The organism is Aeromonas sp. (assembly GCF_051657805.1).
In the GTDB taxonomy this organism is placed as follows: Bacteria; Pseudomonadota; Gammaproteobacteria; order Enterobacterales; family Aeromonadaceae; genus Aeromonas.
Genome location: NZ_JBOFLJ010000036.1, coordinates 33,219 through 48,978, shown reverse-complemented (window position 1 = coordinate 48,978; position 15,760 = coordinate 33,219). Strand labels below are relative to the sequence as shown.

General features: G+C 58.7%; 16 protein-coding genes. 14 read left to right on the top strand and 2 right to left on the bottom strand.

Features of this window, described 5'->3' with window-relative positions; genetic code table 11:
- The first annotated feature begins 176 nt into the window (after window positions 1-176).
- The 6 genes from ACRCYW_RS13845 to ACRCYW_RS13820 are packed head-to-tail and all read left to right on the top strand — an operon-like array spanning window position 177 to window position 6,444.
- The gene (locus ACRCYW_RS13845) at window positions 177-689 is read left to right on the top strand and encodes a GspH/FimT family pseudopilin (protein ID WP_438550655.1); all 513 of its coding nucleotides are present in this window, start codon (window positions 177-179) and stop codon (window positions 687-689) included.
- Window positions 680-1,099, top strand: a complete 420-nt coding sequence (gene pilV / locus ACRCYW_RS13840; protein WP_438550654.1) for a type IV pilus modification protein PilV — start codon at window positions 680-682, stop codon at window positions 1,097-1,099. Before ACRCYW_RS13845 ends, pilV begins: the two co-directional genes overlap by 10 nt.
- A complete protein-coding gene (locus tag ACRCYW_RS13835; RefSeq protein WP_438550653.1) occupies window positions 1,096-2,178 on the top strand; it encodes a PilW family protein in 1,083 nt (360 codons plus the stop codon). The genes pilV and ACRCYW_RS13835 overlap by 4 nt, the downstream gene beginning before the upstream one ends.
- A 23-nt stretch (window positions 2,179-2,201) precedes the next feature.
- Entirely contained in the window at window positions 2,202-2,654 is a 453-nt protein-coding gene (locus ACRCYW_RS13830; RefSeq protein ID WP_438550652.1) for a pilus assembly PilX family protein, read from the top strand.
- A gap of 14 nt (window positions 2,655-2,668) precedes the next feature.
- A complete protein-coding gene (locus tag ACRCYW_RS13825; RefSeq protein ID WP_438550651.1) occupies window positions 2,669-6,040 on the top strand; it encodes a pilus assembly protein in 3,372 nt (1,123 codons plus the stop codon).
- A complete protein-coding gene (locus ACRCYW_RS13820; RefSeq protein WP_438550650.1) occupies window positions 6,022-6,444 on the top strand; it encodes a type IV pilin protein in 423 nt (140 codons plus the stop codon). The genes ACRCYW_RS13825 and ACRCYW_RS13820 overlap by 19 nt, the downstream gene beginning before the upstream one ends.
- 1 nt (window position 6,445) lies before the next feature.
- Here ACRCYW_RS13820 and ACRCYW_RS13815 read toward each other — a convergent pair whose 3' ends face one another.
- Window positions 6,446-6,823, bottom strand: coding sequence for a type IV pilin protein (locus ACRCYW_RS13815; RefSeq protein ID WP_438550649.1), 378 nt, complete (start codon window positions 6,821-6,823; stop codon window positions 6,446-6,448).
- A gap of 94 nt (window positions 6,824-6,917) precedes the next feature.
- Between ACRCYW_RS13815 and ACRCYW_RS13810 the strand changes: the two genes are divergently transcribed.
- The 8 genes from ACRCYW_RS13810 (at window position 6,918) to luxS (ending at window position 14,565) form a co-directional block, all read left to right on the top strand.
- The gene (locus tag ACRCYW_RS13810; RefSeq protein ID WP_438550762.1) at window positions 6,918-7,451 is read left to right on the top strand and encodes a GspH/FimT family pseudopilin; all 534 of its coding nucleotides are present in this window, start codon (window positions 6,918-6,920) and stop codon (window positions 7,449-7,451) included.
- A complete protein-coding gene (locus tag ACRCYW_RS13805) occupies window positions 7,445-8,089 on the top strand; it encodes a PilW family protein (protein ID WP_438550648.1) in 645 nt (214 codons plus the stop codon). Before ACRCYW_RS13810 ends, ACRCYW_RS13805 begins: the two co-directional genes overlap by 7 nt.
- Window position 8,090: 1 nt before the next feature.
- Window positions 8,091-9,218, top strand: coding sequence for a hypothetical protein (locus tag ACRCYW_RS13800; protein WP_438550647.1), 1,128 nt, complete (start codon window positions 8,091-8,093; stop codon window positions 9,216-9,218).
- Between the two features lie 12 nt (window positions 9,219-9,230).
- Window positions 9,231-11,330: a prepilin-type N-terminal cleavage/methylation domain-containing protein gene (locus tag ACRCYW_RS13795; protein WP_438550646.1), complete on the top strand. Its 2,100-nt coding sequence runs from the start codon at window positions 9,231-9,233 to the stop codon at window positions 11,328-11,330.
- Window positions 11,331-11,416: 86 nt separating this feature from the next.
- Window positions 11,417-13,039 carry an NAD+ synthase gene (locus ACRCYW_RS13790; protein WP_438550645.1) on the top strand — a complete coding sequence of 541 codons (1,623 nt, stop codon included), beginning with the start codon at window positions 11,417-11,419 and terminating at the stop codon, window positions 13,037-13,039.
- A 9-nt stretch (window positions 13,040-13,048) separates the two neighbouring features.
- Window positions 13,049-13,387 (top strand): nitrogen regulatory protein P-II, encoded by a 339-nt coding sequence (gene glnB, locus ACRCYW_RS13785; RefSeq protein ID WP_005308848.1) that lies wholly within the window; start codon window positions 13,049-13,051, stop codon window positions 13,385-13,387.
- A gap of 26 nt (window positions 13,388-13,413) precedes the next feature.
- Window positions 13,414-14,037 carry a transglycosylase SLT domain-containing protein gene (locus ACRCYW_RS13780; protein WP_438550644.1) on the top strand — a complete coding sequence of 208 codons (624 nt, stop codon included), beginning with the start codon at window positions 13,414-13,416 and terminating at the stop codon, window positions 14,035-14,037.
- 18 nt (window positions 14,038-14,055) lie between these two features.
- Window positions 14,056-14,565, top strand: a complete 510-nt coding sequence (gene luxS, locus ACRCYW_RS13775) for an S-ribosylhomocysteine lyase (RefSeq protein WP_438550643.1) — start codon at window positions 14,056-14,058, stop codon at window positions 14,563-14,565.
- Between the two features lie 65 nt (window positions 14,566-14,630).
- Here the strand turns inward: luxS and ACRCYW_RS13770 are convergent, their stop codons facing one another.
- Complete coding sequence (locus ACRCYW_RS13770) at window positions 14,631-15,653, bottom strand: GGDEF domain-containing protein (RefSeq protein WP_438550642.1); 1,023 nt, start codon at window positions 15,651-15,653, stop codon at window positions 14,631-14,633.
- Window positions 15,654-15,760: the final 107 nt, after the last annotated feature.

The window sequence follows — 15,760 nt, the reverse complement described above, 5'->3', positions numbered from 1 at the left end:
GCCCAGCGCCGGCATTTTTGTGACTGACGTCTCGTTTTAGAGATATAAAGACAGTAAATATTCTCATTTGGATGCCTTGCTGACATTAACAATACCAGCAACTCTGATTAAACTTTCTTCATCATCTCACCAATACCGCCCCCAACCATGGATGGAATCGAAGGAGGGTTTGGCTGGTGCACAACAGGATGTTTGCGCCTCTCGGCTTCACGCTCATCGAGCTGATGGTCACCGTAGCACTCTTGTCTATCCTGCTCATGCTGGGAGTCCCTTCCTTTAACTCCTTGATCAAAAGCATGAACCTGACGACCCAGGCGAATCAGTTCGTGGCATCAGTCCAACTGGCGCGCAGCGAGGCGGTTCGACGCAACCGGAATGTGCTGCTGTCGGCTCAGGCCGGAAATGCCGCTCTCCACTGGGAGAGGGGATGGCAGGTGTGGATCGACAGTAATGGCAACGGCAGCCTGGATGCAGGGGAGCTGATCCGCCAGTTTGACTCGCTCGATGGGAATACCCTGAGCAGCGACACGGCAGTGTTGCGCTTTACCAACACTGGCTTTCTCGACGGTCGTACCCCTCAGGGACATATCTTCAGCCTGACGCCAACCTCCTGCTCGGGGGAGATGGCGCGGGATATAAGCATCAATGGAACCGGCCATCCGTCGGTTGAGGAGTCTGCATGCCTGTGAGGCGCGAGACCGGTTTTTCGTTGCTGGAGGTGATGATCGCCGTGCTGGTGCTGTCGGTCGGCATCCTCGGCATGGCAACACTCCAGTTGCAGGCTCTCAAGAGCAACCAGTCCGCCCTGAGCAGTACCGAAGCCACCCAGTATGCAAACCTGATCGGCGATCTGATGCGGGCCAATCGCAGCGCCGCCCTGGCTGGCCAGTACGATATTGCACTGGGCGAGCGGGCATCGGGGGCGACGGCCGCCGTGGCGGATCTTCAATACTGGAAACAGACGCTCGGCTCCCTGCCGCAGGGGGATGGCGCCGTGGTCGTCAGCCAGGGGCGGGCCACCATCAGCGTGCAATGGCAGGGAGGGCGTCAGGCGGGCGAACCCGCACGGCGTGTCCTCGTCGTGAGGACTGAGCTGTGAACGGCCCCTCAAGACGCTATCAGGCCGGGGTCGGCCTGGTCGAGGTGATGATAGCCCTGCTGCTCTCCCTGTTCACCGTGGGAGTGATCATCCAGGTATTCCTCGGCAATCACCGTACCTTCCTGATCACCGAAGCGGTTGCCAGGGCACAGGAGGAGAGCCGCTTTGCCCTCAACCTGTTGCAAAAAGAGCTGCGCCAGGCCGGGTATCTGGGGTGTATCAGCAAGCAGGGGGTCACCATCACCAGCACCCTGAGCGCCACGACGACCCCCTACGACTTCAGTATCCGGATCCGTGGCTATGACAATCTGGGCAGTACCCTGCCTTCCGCCATTTCGGGTCTGTTCGGGGCGAGCGAACCCAAACCGCGCAGCGGCAGCGATCTGCTGCTGATCCAGAGCCCGGTCGGCAACGGTGTTCCCGTGATACGCAACAACAGCGCCGCCCAGTTGTTTGCCCAGCTCCTGTCGACCAAGGCCAACTACTGCGCCCCCAACAAGCCGGCTTACAGCGATTTTTGTGAGGGGGACATCGTCATGGTATCCGACTGCCAGAAGGCAAGGGTCTTCCAGATCACCAATGTGCAGGCCGCCGGGGGGGAGCTCAACGTCAACCACTCCAACAGCAACAGCTATGTGCCCGGGAATTCGGTGAGCTCCTGGGGGGGAAGCAGTGCACCGGCCGAGGAGCGGTTCGGACCGGGTTCGCTGCTTCACCGCCTGGAAACGCGACTCTACTACATAGCGCGCCCAGCGGCCGATAGCCCCTGGACCCTCTATCGCAAGAATGGCAGCGCAGCAGGCGTTCCCGTCGTGGACGGGATCACCGATCTACAGCTCACCTACGGCGAGGATCGCAATCGGGATCGTGCTGCCGACACCTATGTCGCCGCAGGTTCCGTGAACAACTGGGACAATGTGATGAGTATCGGGATCGCGTTATTGCTGCGCAGCAGCCAGGGCGGAGTGCTCTCCTCACCCCAGTCGGTCAGCTTCGCCGGTGGAACCTTCCAGAGCCCGGACAACCACTGGTATTGGGCCACCGAGACCACGGTGGCGTTGCGCAACCGGATCCCCTAGGAGGCATGATGAGGCAAAGAGGCATGGTGCTCATTCTGAGCCTCATTTTCCTGGCGGTGGTGAGCCTGTTGGCGATGGCCGCCATGCGTGGCGGCGTGCTGCAGGAGAAAATGGCAGGGAATTATCAGGAGAGCCTGCAGGCATTCCAGGCCGCCGAGGCGGCATTGCGGGGGGCCGAGCGCTATATCGAAGGAGGGACGGCAGGGCCCTTCAACAACAGCGGCGGGCTCTATGAGTTGGTGGATTCGGCCGTGGATCCGCTGGCATCGGCCACCTCGTGGCGCAGCCACAACATCGGTGGTCAGGGGCACTCGCCCGAGTACTTTATCGAACGCCTGCCATATACCCAGAGCAGAACTGAAAATCTGGCTGCGGACGAGCCCCAGGGCGAACGCCGCCTCTATCGCATTACGGCCAGGGGATTCGGCCTGTCCAATGAGAGTTTCGTGCTGTTGCAGTCAACCTACAGTCGTTAGGAGGGGGAGCAAGGATGCGTACATCATCGTGGATGCTGCTGGGGTTGCTGCCGCTCACGGCGCAGGGGGCGCTCGATATCGCCCAGACTCCTCTCTATCTGGGCACCCGTGCCGAGCCCAATATCATGTTCACGCTGGACAACTCGAGTTCGATGCTCTCCGAGGTCATGCCGGAAGAGCTGGTCCCCTCCAGCCTCAGTATTTTCTTCATCTATCCCAGAGCCGACGAGGTTTATGGCACTTATGACTGGAGCAACAGCACGGTCACGTTCACCGCCACGAATGATCTCAACGCCTACAGCCGTTCGAGTCAGAACAACAAGCTCTACTACAACCCCCTGTTGACCTATCGTCCCTGGGCCAATGCGGATGGCACTCTGATGGCGAATGCCAGCACCAGCTGCGCGCCGCACAATCCGACCAACACCACGGCGGGCTGTCGCGACCTGACCAAAAATAACAAGCAGCGGGCCGACTACTACACGAATTTTTCCTCCGGTTACAACAGGAACGCCGAGGAGACATTCTGGCCGGCCGTCTATTTCTCCTACAAGGGAAGCGGTGACCTGAAGAAGGCGGGCAGCTATACCCGGGTCGAGATCAAGTCTGGCAGTACCTATGACAGCCGGCCGAATCGCAGCGATTGCAAGACCGCCCCCGTCTGTACCTATGCGGAGGAGATCCAGAATTTCGCAAACTGGTATACCTATTACCGCTCCAGAATACTGGCTGCCCGGGCCGGGGTAGGGCGGGCCTTCGCCAGTCAGGGGAATACCCTCAGGGTGGGGTTCACCACCATCAATAGTGGCAGCACCATGCTGCGCAGCGTGGCGCCATTTAGCGGCACTCAGCGTACCGGGTTCTTCACGGATCTCTATAATGGCAAATTCAACGGCATAAATTACACCCCGCTGCGAACCAGTCTCCAGGATGTGGGCAACTACTTCTCCCGAACAGACAACAACGGCCCTTGGGCAACCAGCGCAGGCAGCACGGCGGCGCACCTGACCTGTCGCCAGAGTTACAACATCCTGATGACGGACGGGTACTGGAGTGAGGGCCGCTCTTACAACCCGAGTCCGGCGGTCGGCGATGTGGACAAGGATGGGACCGCCGACACCTTGGCCGACGTGGCCCTCAATTACTGGAAGACGGATCTGCGCACGGATCTGGCCAACAAGGTGCCGACCAGCACGGCGGATCCTGCGAATTGGCAGCACCTGGTCAACTTCACGGTAGGACTGGGCGTCAATGGCACGCTCAACCCTGCCAACGGGGTACCGAGCACTTGGCCTGATCCCTATGATTCCGATGCGAAGAAGGTGGATGATCTGTGGCATGCGGCAGTCAACAGCAAGGGGGGCTTCTTCAGTGCCGCAGACCCAGATACCTTTGCCACCGCCCTCAGCAACACCCTGGCCCAGATCGCCTCACGCACCAGCTCGGCCAGTTCGGTGACGGCCAACGCGAGCCGCCTTGACAGCAATACCCACATCTATCAGGCCCGTTACAACAGTGGGGACTGGTCCGGTCAGCTCATCGCCATCCCGCTCGATGATAGCGGGGCTCTGGAGAGTCAGACTTGGGATGCCGCCGCCGTCATGCCGGCTCCTGCTGCTCGCCGGATCTTCACCTTGCAGGGGGGGGCCGGTATCAACTTCACCTGGAGCGACTTCAATGCAACGAACAAGGCATTGTTCGCCATCAGTGGAGACACCCTGGGTGAGGCCAGGGTGAACTACCTGCGTGGCGATCGCAGTCGTGAACAGGGGCGCGGAGGGACCTTCAGGGATCGCAGCTCGGTATTGGGAGACATCATCAACTCGGATCCCGTTTATGTGGGACGCCAGGATTACGGCTATGGTTCAGCAGGTGGTTTGACCCAGACCGAACGGGAGCGTTATGCCGCCTTCCTGAGCTCGACTCTGGTGACCGGACGTCCACCCATGCTCTATGTCGGGGCGAATGACGGCATGTTGCATGGATTCAGGGCCAGCGACGGTGTCGAGACCATGGCTTATGTGCCCGCATCCCTGCTCGGGGATTTGGCACCCTTGACCCAGCTGGGTTATGCCCATCGCTACTATGTGGATGGTTCACCCAGAGTAGGTGATGCCTATCTGAATGGCGGCTGGAAGACGGTGCTGCTGGGCAGCACGGGGGCCGGCGGCAAGACCGTGTTTGCCCTCAACGTGACCAACCCCGCGGATATGGCAGCCAGCAATGTGATGTGGGAGTTCAACAGCAGTAGCAATGCCGAGATGGGAGTAGCCCTCTCTGTGCCGACTCTGGGGAGGGTCAAGGCCGGTGACAAGTGGGTTGCTCTGGTGGCCAACGGCTACAACAGCCAGAGTCAGGTCGCCAGGCTGTTTGTTATCGACTTGGCGGATGGCAGTCTCATCAAGGAGCTGAGTACCGGTGTCGGTTCGAGTTCGGCTCCAAATGGCCTGTCTAGCCCACTGCCGGTAGATGTGGATGGAGACAAGCTGATCGACTACGTCTATGCGGGGGATCTGCAGGGCAACCTGTGGAAATTTGATCTGACCGCCACTAACAGCAATCAATGGAAGTCGGCGCTTACTACTGGGAATGGCAATAACCTGACCGCGGCACCCTTGTATCAGGCTTGTGATGGCACCTGCTCCGCCACGACTCGCCAGCCCATCACGATCCGGCCACTGGCGCTGCGTCACCCCAATGGGGGGGTCATGATCCTGTTTGGCACGGGGAGCTATTTTACCAACGATGACAAGAGCCTGCCGAGCACGCCTCGGGTTGATGCCGTATACGGGATCTGGGATGCCAATGGCCAGACCACGACCATCACGGCCAATCAGCTGCAGAGTCAGTCGATCACCAGTGAGTTGGCGGCCAATGGTACCACTCGAAAGTTCAATGTGCGGGTGGTCTCCAACAGCACTGTGGATTACAGCGCACGCAAGGGGTGGTCTCTTCGGTTGATCTCGCCGGGCATTGCCAAGGGGGTGGGGGAGCGTCAGGTGGCGGAGATGTTGTATCGCCACAAGCGATTGATCTTCAACACCCTCATCCCATCATCCGATGCCTGTGACTTTGGTGGGCGCTCCTGGTTGATGGAGATCGATCCCTTCTCGGGGGCCCGTCTCAGTTATTCGGTATTCGATGTCAACGGCGATAATGCCATCAACGATGACGATTATGTCGATGTGCCCGATGGCAATGGGGGGACCACCAAGGTGCCCGCCAGTGGCAAGCAGTTTGATGAGCTGACGACGACCCCGAGCGTGGTGGAGGATGGTGAGGTGGAGCGCAAGTACATGAGTGGCTCCAGTGGCAATGTGTCGGTGACCCTTGAGGAAGGGGCTGGTGATCAAGGGGGAAGACAATCTTGGATTCAGCTGGACTGAGTAAGGAAGGGGGTTTTTCCCTGCTTGAACTGATGATAGTGGTGGTGGTGGTGGCGATCCTCTCTGCGGTCGCGTATCCCAGCTACCAGAGTCATATCACGGCGTCACGCCGGGCCGAGGCGAAAGCCGCTTTAGTTGAAGCGGCCCAATACATGGAGCGGGAATTCACGCTGACGGGGGGCTATGGCTCGGCCAATCTTGTGTCGGCTGGACTGAGTACCTTGCCGCGAGACGGTGGCTCGACCTATTACCAGTTGGCCGTGAATGCCAGTGGCGCGGCCTTCACCCTGACGGCCACCCCTACTGGGGGCATGGGGGGTGATGAGTGTGGCATCCTGATGCTGGATCAGTTCGGGCGACAAAGTGTTTCAGGAGCCTCTGATACTGCTGCGGACTGTTGGTAATTTATTTCCAGCATTCGGAGGGCGTTTTTTCATCAGCCTTGTTGATGGTCAGAACGGTACAGCCGGTATCACCACCCTGCCCCCCTTTGGCGGTAGCGATCAGGGTGTAAACGGTGGCGCTGGCTCCTGAGATGGTGAAATTGTAGTAATCGCTGCTGGGGCTGCCGACTTGGGATAGCGTGTTGCTGTAACTGGCGTTGGATACCCGAAACTCTTCTTGTTTGAGCTGCATACTGAGCAATCCCTTGAATGCCTCGGCGCGGCGGGATTTATGCAATCCATCGGTAAAGCTTGGATAGGCGATAGCCGCCAGGATGGCGACAACGGCTACCACGATCATCAGTTCTAGGAGAGTAATACCAGATTGTTTGGTTCTCATGGGCTGCAAGCCTCTGGAAACGGGTTGATACTATAGGATAGTACCGACAATGTGCCTTACCGACACGAGCAAAAAGAAAGGAGTCTTGAGCCAAATGGTGCGCACAGATGGACATTATTCCGGTTTCACATTGATCGAGTTGCTCATCGCGCTGACGGTGATCGCCTTGTTGCTGGCCGTGGCTGTCCCCAGCTACCACTCACTGCGGCAGGAGCAGATGGTCAGGGCTGCGACTCAAGCTATCTATACGGATGTCATGCTGCTCAAGTCAGAGGCGGTCAAGCGCAACAGGTCGCTGGATCTTCTCCTCTTCAACAGCGGGACGAGCAACTGGTGCTATCGTGTTCATATCGATGGTAGCTGCGCTAGCTGTGCTGACACCTGTTCCAGCATCGAGGGGAGAAAGGGTGCCGACGCCAGCGATTATCCCGGCATCAGCTTGGTGGTGAGCTACAGCGAGTCGGCAACCAATATCAGACCCCTCAATATATCTCCCCGCCGAGGTTCTCTGACGGCAGGCAATATCGCCATCTCATCAGGAAACTACGCCATGCAGGTTGTGACCAATAGTGTCGGTCGAGTGCGGACCTGTGCCGTCAGCAATGTGAGCGGGGTGCCGACATGTTGAAGAAACATGCGGGCTTCAGCCTGGTGGAGCTGATGGTCGCCATGGTAGCGGGTTTGCTGTTGGTTGCAGCGGTGACGACGCTTTTTGCGACCATTCTCAGAGCAAATAGTACGGCCATGAAGGTGAGTCGGCTCAATCAGGAGATGCAAGCCATCACCGACATGATGGCTCGTGATATAGAACGTGCCGGCTATGATGCCAGTGCGGCCACCGCCACCCGACTGGTTTCGGGGGCAGCGCCTTCCCCTTTCTATTTCGACGCAAGCAGCGATTTGCTGGATGAGACTGCGACGGGCTCCAAGATTTATCGCTGCATCAGAATCCGTTATGACGACAATGCAAATGGGGTGCTCAACAACAGTGCCTCCAGCGGTCTTGAAACTCGCCTGTATAGTTACAGCACTGCCAGCAAAGGGGTCAAGTTGGCGACTGATGCGAGTGCGGTTTGCGATAGCGGAAGCCTCATTTCTACCGACAACACCATAGAGATTACTCAGCTTACCTATAGCTTGCTCGCGAGTAGCCAGGTGAGTGGCGCCAGGGCCATCCAGCTCAATATATCAGGGCAATACAAGGACAATACTGCGCTGACCTTGAATCTGCAGCGCGACATCAAGCTGCGCAACAATGGGTACTGACATGAGAACCCAGACTGGTTTCACTACCTTCACGGTTACCCTGATCCTGGTGCTGATCCTGCTGGCGGTTTCCCTGCTGGTCGGCAAACTGCTGGTGGCCGATCGACGGGTCACTCTGAACGAAACGCTCTATCGGCAGGTGATGGCCCTGGCAGAGCAGGGCCTTTCCTATGGTTTTGGCCGAGTATCCGGTGAGGGCTCTTCTTGCCCTTCATCTCCTGCTTGGTCAGGGAGTTCATGGTCTCCATCAGGGGCTGGTGGGTCCTATACCCTGACGGTGGAATGTGTTACCCCATTCCCTGTGGTGGTCGGGGGGACAGCACTCATCGCCCCGGTGCGTATCCGCTCTGTGGCCAATCTGGATAACAGTCAGGCCCAAGCCGTGGTGGAGGCGCAATATGTTCAGGGCAGTGTCCTGGCTGGAACTCCCGCCGCCCCCCTGACCGTTGCCGGTGGCATGGCCGTCGGCGGGAATTTTACCGTGGTGGCTAATCCCAATGGGGGAGGGCTGGGAGTGCCGCTCTCCATCTGGACCAATGACTATGTAGATCTCAATAACGGCTCGGGCCAGACCTGTAATCAGGGGGATTACTCCGGCAGTTGCAGTGCCAACATCAGTCAGGCGGGCAATAAGCAATCGGATATCAAAGACAGTGATCCCGCTTTTCCGAGCGATCTGGTCTGGTATCTGTTCAATGAGAACAATGACGCAGCTGGCTGGTCGAACATAGAGTCCAAGGCCAATCAGATCGTCAATAACTGCAACGGGCTGGGGCCAACGACGACGGGGCTCATCATCGTCAAGGGTGATTGCAGCCCCGGGGCCAATATCGGCTCTCAAGCTGCCCCCGTCGTGCTTATCATCAAGGATGGCAGCCTGACCATCAATGGCAACCGCCAGCTATATGGGTTGGTATTTGCATACTCTTCCAACCCTGCTACCGCAACCACGGATATCAAGCTCACCGGTGGGGCTATTGTCAACGGGGCGCTGGCAGCGAACTTCAAGCTGGGTCAGTCCAATGGCACCTACGATGCTAAATATGATGAGGCAGTATTGAGCAACATCAAGACTGGTGCCGCCTTCCAGACCCTTAAGCAGGTGCCGGGTAGCTGGCGCGACTGGTAGAGGATGAAAAAGATGAAATGGCAAAAGGGATTTGGCCTGCTCGAGATTCTGGTGACTCTGGTCGTACTGGGGGTGGGTGTAGCCGGTCTGGTGATACTTTCCAAGTCGACGCTGACGGCTTCCCAGGATGGGCGGCGCTATGAAATAGCCATGCGCCTCGCCGAGTCCAAAATAGATGAGTTTCAAAATTTCAACGGCCTGGTAACGGCGACTGCGCCGCTCACGACTTATAACGCCATCGCTAGCGGCAATGCGACCAAGAGCCAATCTGGCGACAGTTATACCTTGGCTTGGACGGTGACCAATCAATATTGGAACGGGGCTACCTCTGCATGGCAGAACATGGCCCCGGCAGGGTATTTGCTCAACTATCCGGGGCGAAAACAGATCGATACGACGGTCAGCTGGACCAACAGTGAAGGTGGAACGGCTTCCGTGGCGCTCACTGGCTATGTTTCTCCCATGGAATCGCTGACGGCCAAGCAGTTGAATGGCGGGTTGGATACAACGCGTGAAGGGCCGAAGATAAGTTATACCCCAGGGGTGGCACCAGATGTCATCTCCATCGATCTTGGCAACGGGAGCAAGCAGGAGACCAGCAAGCCTTCTCCAACCGTGGTGGCCAAGAACAATGTGGTTGGTAAGGAGGTCCAATTTGAAACTGTGACCTACAAGCCGGCCGTACAGGGGAATACCCAGCAGATCCAGCAAGATATGACCTCGGTCAGTTGCGGCTGCAGTTATGGCTCAACTCTCAGTGCCTATCTGCCCGGTCAGGCATACAGCACCACCTCCAATCAGCTGTACTGGAACATTGGTGCACTGCAGAGCAAACAAACCGGGACCGTCAGTGGCAACAACCAGCCCGCGCTCTGTACCAGTTGTTGCAAGGATCATTTTGATGGATCTGGGGGGAGTTTCACCAGCTACTATGCGCCACTTAATACCGGCCGCCAGCGTTACAACAGTTCTCTCAGTCTGGCCGGCAGCGGGAGCTATATCGATGCCTGCCGTTTCGTTCGACTGGATGGATACTATCGCCCTCTGCCGGATTGGAATCTGGTAAAGGTCATCGTCACCACTTCGGATTTCCTGGCCAAGTCGGCGAATCAGGTCAGCTACCAGAATTACATCCAGTATGTGGTCAAGACCTATATTGACTGGCAGAAACAGACTCTGAACTGGACATCAAACCCGACGGCGACAGCGCCGACGATCAGCGATTTTCCGACCTGGCTTCAAACGCCTGCTAATGTCGCAGCTGGCGGGGATAACAGCACGGGGATCACGGTGAGCACGGGGACGCGCCAGCTGATTGCCCGCGGTATCTACATCGATATCCTGAACCCGACCTACCTGACCGGGATCGATACCAGCGTGACCGGTTATCTGGCCAGGGTACCATTTCAGGATATTAACCTGACCATGCTGGCGGAGTGGTCCATGACCCCGCTCAGCGGTCAGCTGACGGGGGCCGTGACTGACTACGCCACCGTCAGCAATGAACCGGTCGATACCATAGTCGATCTCAATAACTATTATTTCGGCAGCTACAGCCGAGGTTATCTGGCGACCAAAAAATCCACCAAGGATGCCAGCCAGAATCTGCAGGAGGTGAAAGTAAAGGCCACCGTCTATCAGGGCAACTCGGGGATCACCGCAACCCTTATCTCTCCGAGGGATCAGAGTCTGGCGCTTGGTACTGAACTGGTCGTCAAGATAGATACCGGCGCGGTGACACAGCCCCCGCTGACGGTGACGGGCAAGATCCAGTGCCTGGAGAAAACCAAGAACAATGACCCAACCCCCACCTCCTGCAAGAAGAATGTCTTCAATAACCTGTCGATGAGTACCTCGACTACTGGTGCAAGTTGCCAGATAGACAAGCCGAGCAGTGATAACCAGACGGCCATATACACCTGTACGGCGGCGCAGAACAGCACCCTGGTGGTGAGTTTCTCCTACTCGGGCAACACCACCTTCCTACTCAAGCCCAGCTCTTTGAGCATCCCCATGACGCCACCGGCCAGCGGTCAGGTCATCAGCGGCCCCTGCACCCTGCTGGTGGACAACGGTGTCACCAATGCAGCAAACCTGACCTGCTCTCCTTAGAGAAGGTCCGCGGGGTCAAGGCGCTGGCACAGCCAGCGCCTTTTCTTTATCATTCCCCATCATTTTCGAATTCAAGACGCATCGCCATGGCAAAAGCCCTCTCTCTGATGCTTGCCCAGTTAAATCTGACGGTAGGCGCCATCGAAGACAACTGTGACAAGGTGCTGGCCGCGGCCGCCGAGGCGGACGCCCAGGGGGCCGACCTGCTGGTCTGCTCCGAGCTGGCGCTGACCGGTTATCCGCCGGAGGACTTGCTGCTGCGGGCCGACCTGATGATCCGGGTCGAGGCTTCGCTGGCTCGCATCTCTGCCTGGGCTGGTCAGTGCGCGATCCTGGTGGGGCACCCCTGGCGTGAGGGGACGGCGCTCTACAATGCCGCCTCTCTCTTCGAGCAGGGCAGGCTGGCGGCCCGCTACTTCAAGCAGGATCTGCCGAACTACGGGGTGTTCGACGAGAAGCGCTACTTCACCGCAGGCTCAGAGACTTGCGTGGTCCCCTTCCGTGGTCATCGGCTGGGCTTGCTCATCTGTGAAGATCTGTGGCAACCGGGTCCGGCCATGGCAGCCAAGGCCGCCGGTGCCGAGCTGCTGCTTACCATCAACGCCTCCCCTTATGACAGGGAGAAGCCCTGGATCCGCCGCGAGCTGATAGAGGAGCGCTGCGACCAGACCGGTCTGCCGCTCGTCTACCTCAATCAGGTGTGCGGTCAGGATGAGCTGATCTTCGACGGCTGCTCCAAGGTGTTCAACGGCCAGGGCGAGTTGACCCACAAGCTGGCTCCCTTTGCCGAGGAGCTGGCGCTGGTACGCTTCGAGCAGGGTCAGCCGGTGAAGGAGAAAGAACCCGCCGCTTCCCTCGAGCCCCTTGCCGAGGTCTATCAGGCGCTGGTGCTGGCGGTGCGCGACTATGTCACCAAGAACGGTTTCCAGGGCGCCGTGCTGGGCCTCTCCGGCGGTATCGACTCCGCCCTGACCCTGGCCATCGCCGCCGATGCCATCGGCACCGACAAGGTGCAGGCGGTGATGATGCCGTTCCGCTACACCGCCCAGATGAGTGTGGAGGATGCCAAGGAGCAGGCCGAGCGGATGGGAGTGGAGTTCGACATCATCTCCATCGAACCCATGTTCGAGGGCTTCATGACCCAGCTTGCCCCCTTGTTCGAGGGTACGACCAGAGACACCACGGAAGAGAACCTGCAGGCCCGCTGCCGCGGCGTACTGCTGATGGCGCTCTCCAACAAGCGCCGCCGCATCGTGTTGACCACGGGCAACAAGAGCGAGATGGCGGTGGGTTATGCGACTCTGTACGGCGACATGGCTGGCGGTTTCGATGTGCTGAAAGACGTCCCCAAGACGCTCGTCTTCAAGCTGTGCGAATATCGCAACACGGTCGATTACGTGATCCCGCAGCGGGTCATCGACCGTCCCCCCTCGGCAGAGCTGGCACCAGATCAGGTGGATCAGGACAGCCTGCCTCCTTATGACATCCTGGATGCCATCCTCAAGCGTTATGTGGAGGAGGATGCCTCGGTCGCCGAGCTGGTGGCGGAAGGCTTCGAGGAGGCTGTGGTGCGCAAGGTGATCCGGCTGGTGGATCTCAACGAATACAAGCGCCGTCAGGCGGCCGTCGGGCCCCGCATCACGGCCCGCAACTTTGGTAAGGATCGCCGTTACCCCATCACATCCGGGTTTGGCAAACAGAACTGGTAAGGAGTCACCATGAAGAAGATTGAAGCCATCATCAAACCATTCAAGCTGGACGATGTGCGTGAAGCCCTGGCCGAGATCGGCATCAATGGCATGACGGTGTCCGAAGTCAAAGGCTTCGGCCGCCAGAAGGGTCACACCGAACTCTATCGTGGTGCCGAGTACATGGTGGATTTCCTGCCCAAGGTCAAAGTGGAACTGGTGGTGCAGGACGAGGATCTCGACGCCTGTCTGGAAGCCATCCAGAACACGGCCCGTACCGGCAAGATAGGTGATGGCAAGATCTTCGTCTGCGAAGTGGAACGTGTCATTCGTATTCGTACCGGTGAAGAGAACGAAGACGCTATTTGATGTTGGGTTTGTCTCAGAAGTTTGACATGCGCGAAGCGGCTCTCCCGTTGATGGGGAAGCGCTTCGTGGTGGCGATGGGCCTGCTGATGGGCTTGACCGCCTGCAGCACCACGCCGCCAGCCCAGCCGGAGAACCTGTGCCAGATCTTTCGGGAGAAGCCGGACTGGCACAAGGCGGCGCTCAGGATGAACGAGCGCTGGGGCACACCGGTGCAGGTGGTCATGGCCATGATGTATCAGGAGTCCTCCTTCGTACACGATGCCCAGCCGCCGATGCAGTATTTCCTCTTCATCCCGACGGGTCGCGCGAGCTCCGCCTACGGCTATGCCCAGGTGAAGGATGAGACCTGGGATGACTACCAGAGGGAGACCGGCAACGGCTGGAGCGATCGGGATGATTTCGCCGACGCCATCGATTTTATGGGCTGGTACACTAACAAGGCCCAGCGGCTGAACGGCACCTCCAAGTGGGATGCCTACGGCCAGTATCTCAATTACCATGAAGGCTGGGGTGGCTACCGGCGTGGCAGCTACCGCAGCAAGGGGTGGCTGATGAAGGTCTCCCGCAAGGTGGAGGCCCGCGCCCAGCGCTACGGCGCCCAGTATCGACAATGCAAGGATCAGCTTCCCAGCGGGGGCTGGTTCTCGTAACCAAATCAGGAGTCAGAAATGCCGTTATTGGACAGTTTTACCGTCGACCATACCCGCATGGAGGCCCCGGCAGTGCGGGTCGCCAAGACCATGCAGACCCCGCACAAGGACACCATCACGGTGTTCGACCTGCGTTTCTGCGTGCCGAACCAGGAGATCCTCTCCGAGCGCGGCATCCATACCCTCGAGCACCTGTTCGCTGGCTTTATGCGGGATCACCTCAATGGCAACGGCGTCGAGATCATCGACATCTCCCCCATGGGCTGCCGTACCGGCTTCTACATGAGCCTGATCGGTGCACCGGATGAGGCCCGGGTGGGCGCCGCCTGGAAAGCCGCCATGAGCGACGTGCTGACCGTGCAGGAACAGGGCAAGATCCCCGAACTGAACGAATACCAGTGCGGTACCTATGCCATGCACTCCCTGGAGGAGGCCCATGCCATCGCCCGCCAGGTGCTGGAGCGCGGCATCGGCGTCAACCACAACGACGAACTGGCCCTGCCGGAAGAGAAGCTCAAGAGCCTCTGAGATCGAATGTGCTTGTGAAATGAAGAAGGCCGGTCATCTTGACCGGCCTTCTTGCCATTGGGCGCTCAGGCGGGGAGCGGCATCACCCGGTTGCGGCCCAGCGCCTTGGCCTTGTAGAGCAGCTTGTCGGTGCGCTCGATCAGCGCATCCGCCGTCTCCTGGCCGCTGTGTTCGCCCACGCCGAAGGAGGCGGTGATGTGATCGATGCGCCTGCCGGACTTGCGATCCAGGATGGACATCTTCTCGATGGCCCGGCGCAGGCTCTCCGCCATCTGGCGGGTCAGCGCCAGGGAGCGGCGCGGTGCCAGCAGGGCAAACTCCTCGCCGCCGAGGCGGTAGGCGGTGATCCCTTCCTTGCTCGCCTCCTTCAGCCGCTTGCCGAAGATACGCAGCACCTGATCCCCCAGCAGATGGCCATATTCGTCGTTGAAGTTCTTGAAACGATCGATGTCGACCATGATCAAGGAGAAGGGCTGACGGCTGCGGATCAGACTGTCCACCTCCAGATCGAAGGCGCGTCGATTGAGCAGGCTGGTGAGGGCGTCTTCGGTGGCCAGCTTGCGGGTCTCGCTCAACGCCTCCTTCAGCTCCTTGATCTCCTTCTCGGCGCTGCTGAGCTGATTGCGAAAATGCAGGGTGGAGAGGCGTACGTCCCTGGACTCGCGCACCAGCTCCCGCAGTATGGCCATGGTGTCATCCAGGCTGATCCCCTCATCGTCGATGAGGCTGAGCTTGTCGAAACTCTTGTCCAGCATGGCCTGGAACTGGCCGGTGTCGACCAGGGCATCCTGCATGGAGTGGCTGAGCTCATTGGCCATGGCGGCCAGGTTGAGTTTCATGGTCTCCATCTGCTGCTCATCCTGGGTGGCGAGATGCTGATGGTAGAGGCGTTCACAGGTGGTGAGGGAGAAGGTGCCCTGCTGCTTGATCGCCTGATCGACGGCGCTGTTGAGCTCGGGCATGTCCCCTGAGACGTAGTTGTACCAGAGATGGTAATTATTCGGGGTGGTGGGAATTTGATACTTGATCATCAGGGGAACCGCCTGCTTCAAATAGGCGGCAGATTGGGCAAACGAATCCTTGCTCATGAGTTCCGAGTCTCACATACCTGCAAACTGCGGTCAGTATGACAGAGAGATTGGCCAAAAGGCAGTCGATGGATGCCATTAGCTCCCCCCTTCGATATAATGTCTGC

Coding starts and splice junctions, on each gene's coding strand:
- pilV (WP_438550654.1), top strand. CDS start 680: ATGCCTGTGAGGCGCGAGACCGGTTTTTCGTTGCTGGAGGTGATGATC.
- ACRCYW_RS13830 (WP_438550652.1), top strand. CDS start 2,202: ATGGTGCTCATTCTGAGCCTCATTTTCCTGGCGGTGGTGAGCCTGTTG.
- ACRCYW_RS13825 (WP_438550651.1), top strand. CDS start 2,669: ATGCGTACATCATCGTGGATGCTGCTGGGGTTGCTGCCGCTCACGGCG.
- ACRCYW_RS13815 (WP_438550649.1), bottom strand. CDS start 6,823: ATGAGAACCAAACAATCTGGTATTACTCTCCTAGAACTGATGATCGTG.
- ACRCYW_RS13810 (WP_438550762.1), top strand. CDS start 6,918: ATGGTGCGCACAGATGGACATTATTCCGGTTTCACATTGATCGAGTTG.
- ACRCYW_RS13805 (WP_438550648.1), top strand. CDS start 7,445: ATGTTGAAGAAACATGCGGGCTTCAGCCTGGTGGAGCTGATGGTCGCC.
- ACRCYW_RS13800 (WP_438550647.1), top strand. CDS start 8,091: ATGAGAACCCAGACTGGTTTCACTACCTTCACGGTTACCCTGATCCTG.
- ACRCYW_RS13795 (WP_438550646.1), top strand. CDS start 9,231: ATGAAATGGCAAAAGGGATTTGGCCTGCTCGAGATTCTGGTGACTCTG.
- ACRCYW_RS13790 (WP_438550645.1), top strand. CDS start 11,417: ATGGCAAAAGCCCTCTCTCTGATGCTTGCCCAGTTAAATCTGACGGTA.
- glnB (WP_005308848.1), top strand. CDS start 13,049: ATGAAGAAGATTGAAGCCATCATCAAACCATTCAAGCTGGACGATGTG.
- ACRCYW_RS13780 (WP_438550644.1), top strand. CDS start 13,414: ATGCGCGAAGCGGCTCTCCCGTTGATGGGGAAGCGCTTCGTGGTGGCG.
- luxS (WP_438550643.1), top strand. CDS start 14,056: ATGCCGTTATTGGACAGTTTTACCGTCGACCATACCCGCATGGAGGCC.
- ACRCYW_RS13770 (WP_438550642.1), bottom strand. CDS start 15,653: ATGAGCAAGGATTCGTTTGCCCAATCTGCCGCCTATTTGAAGCAGGCG.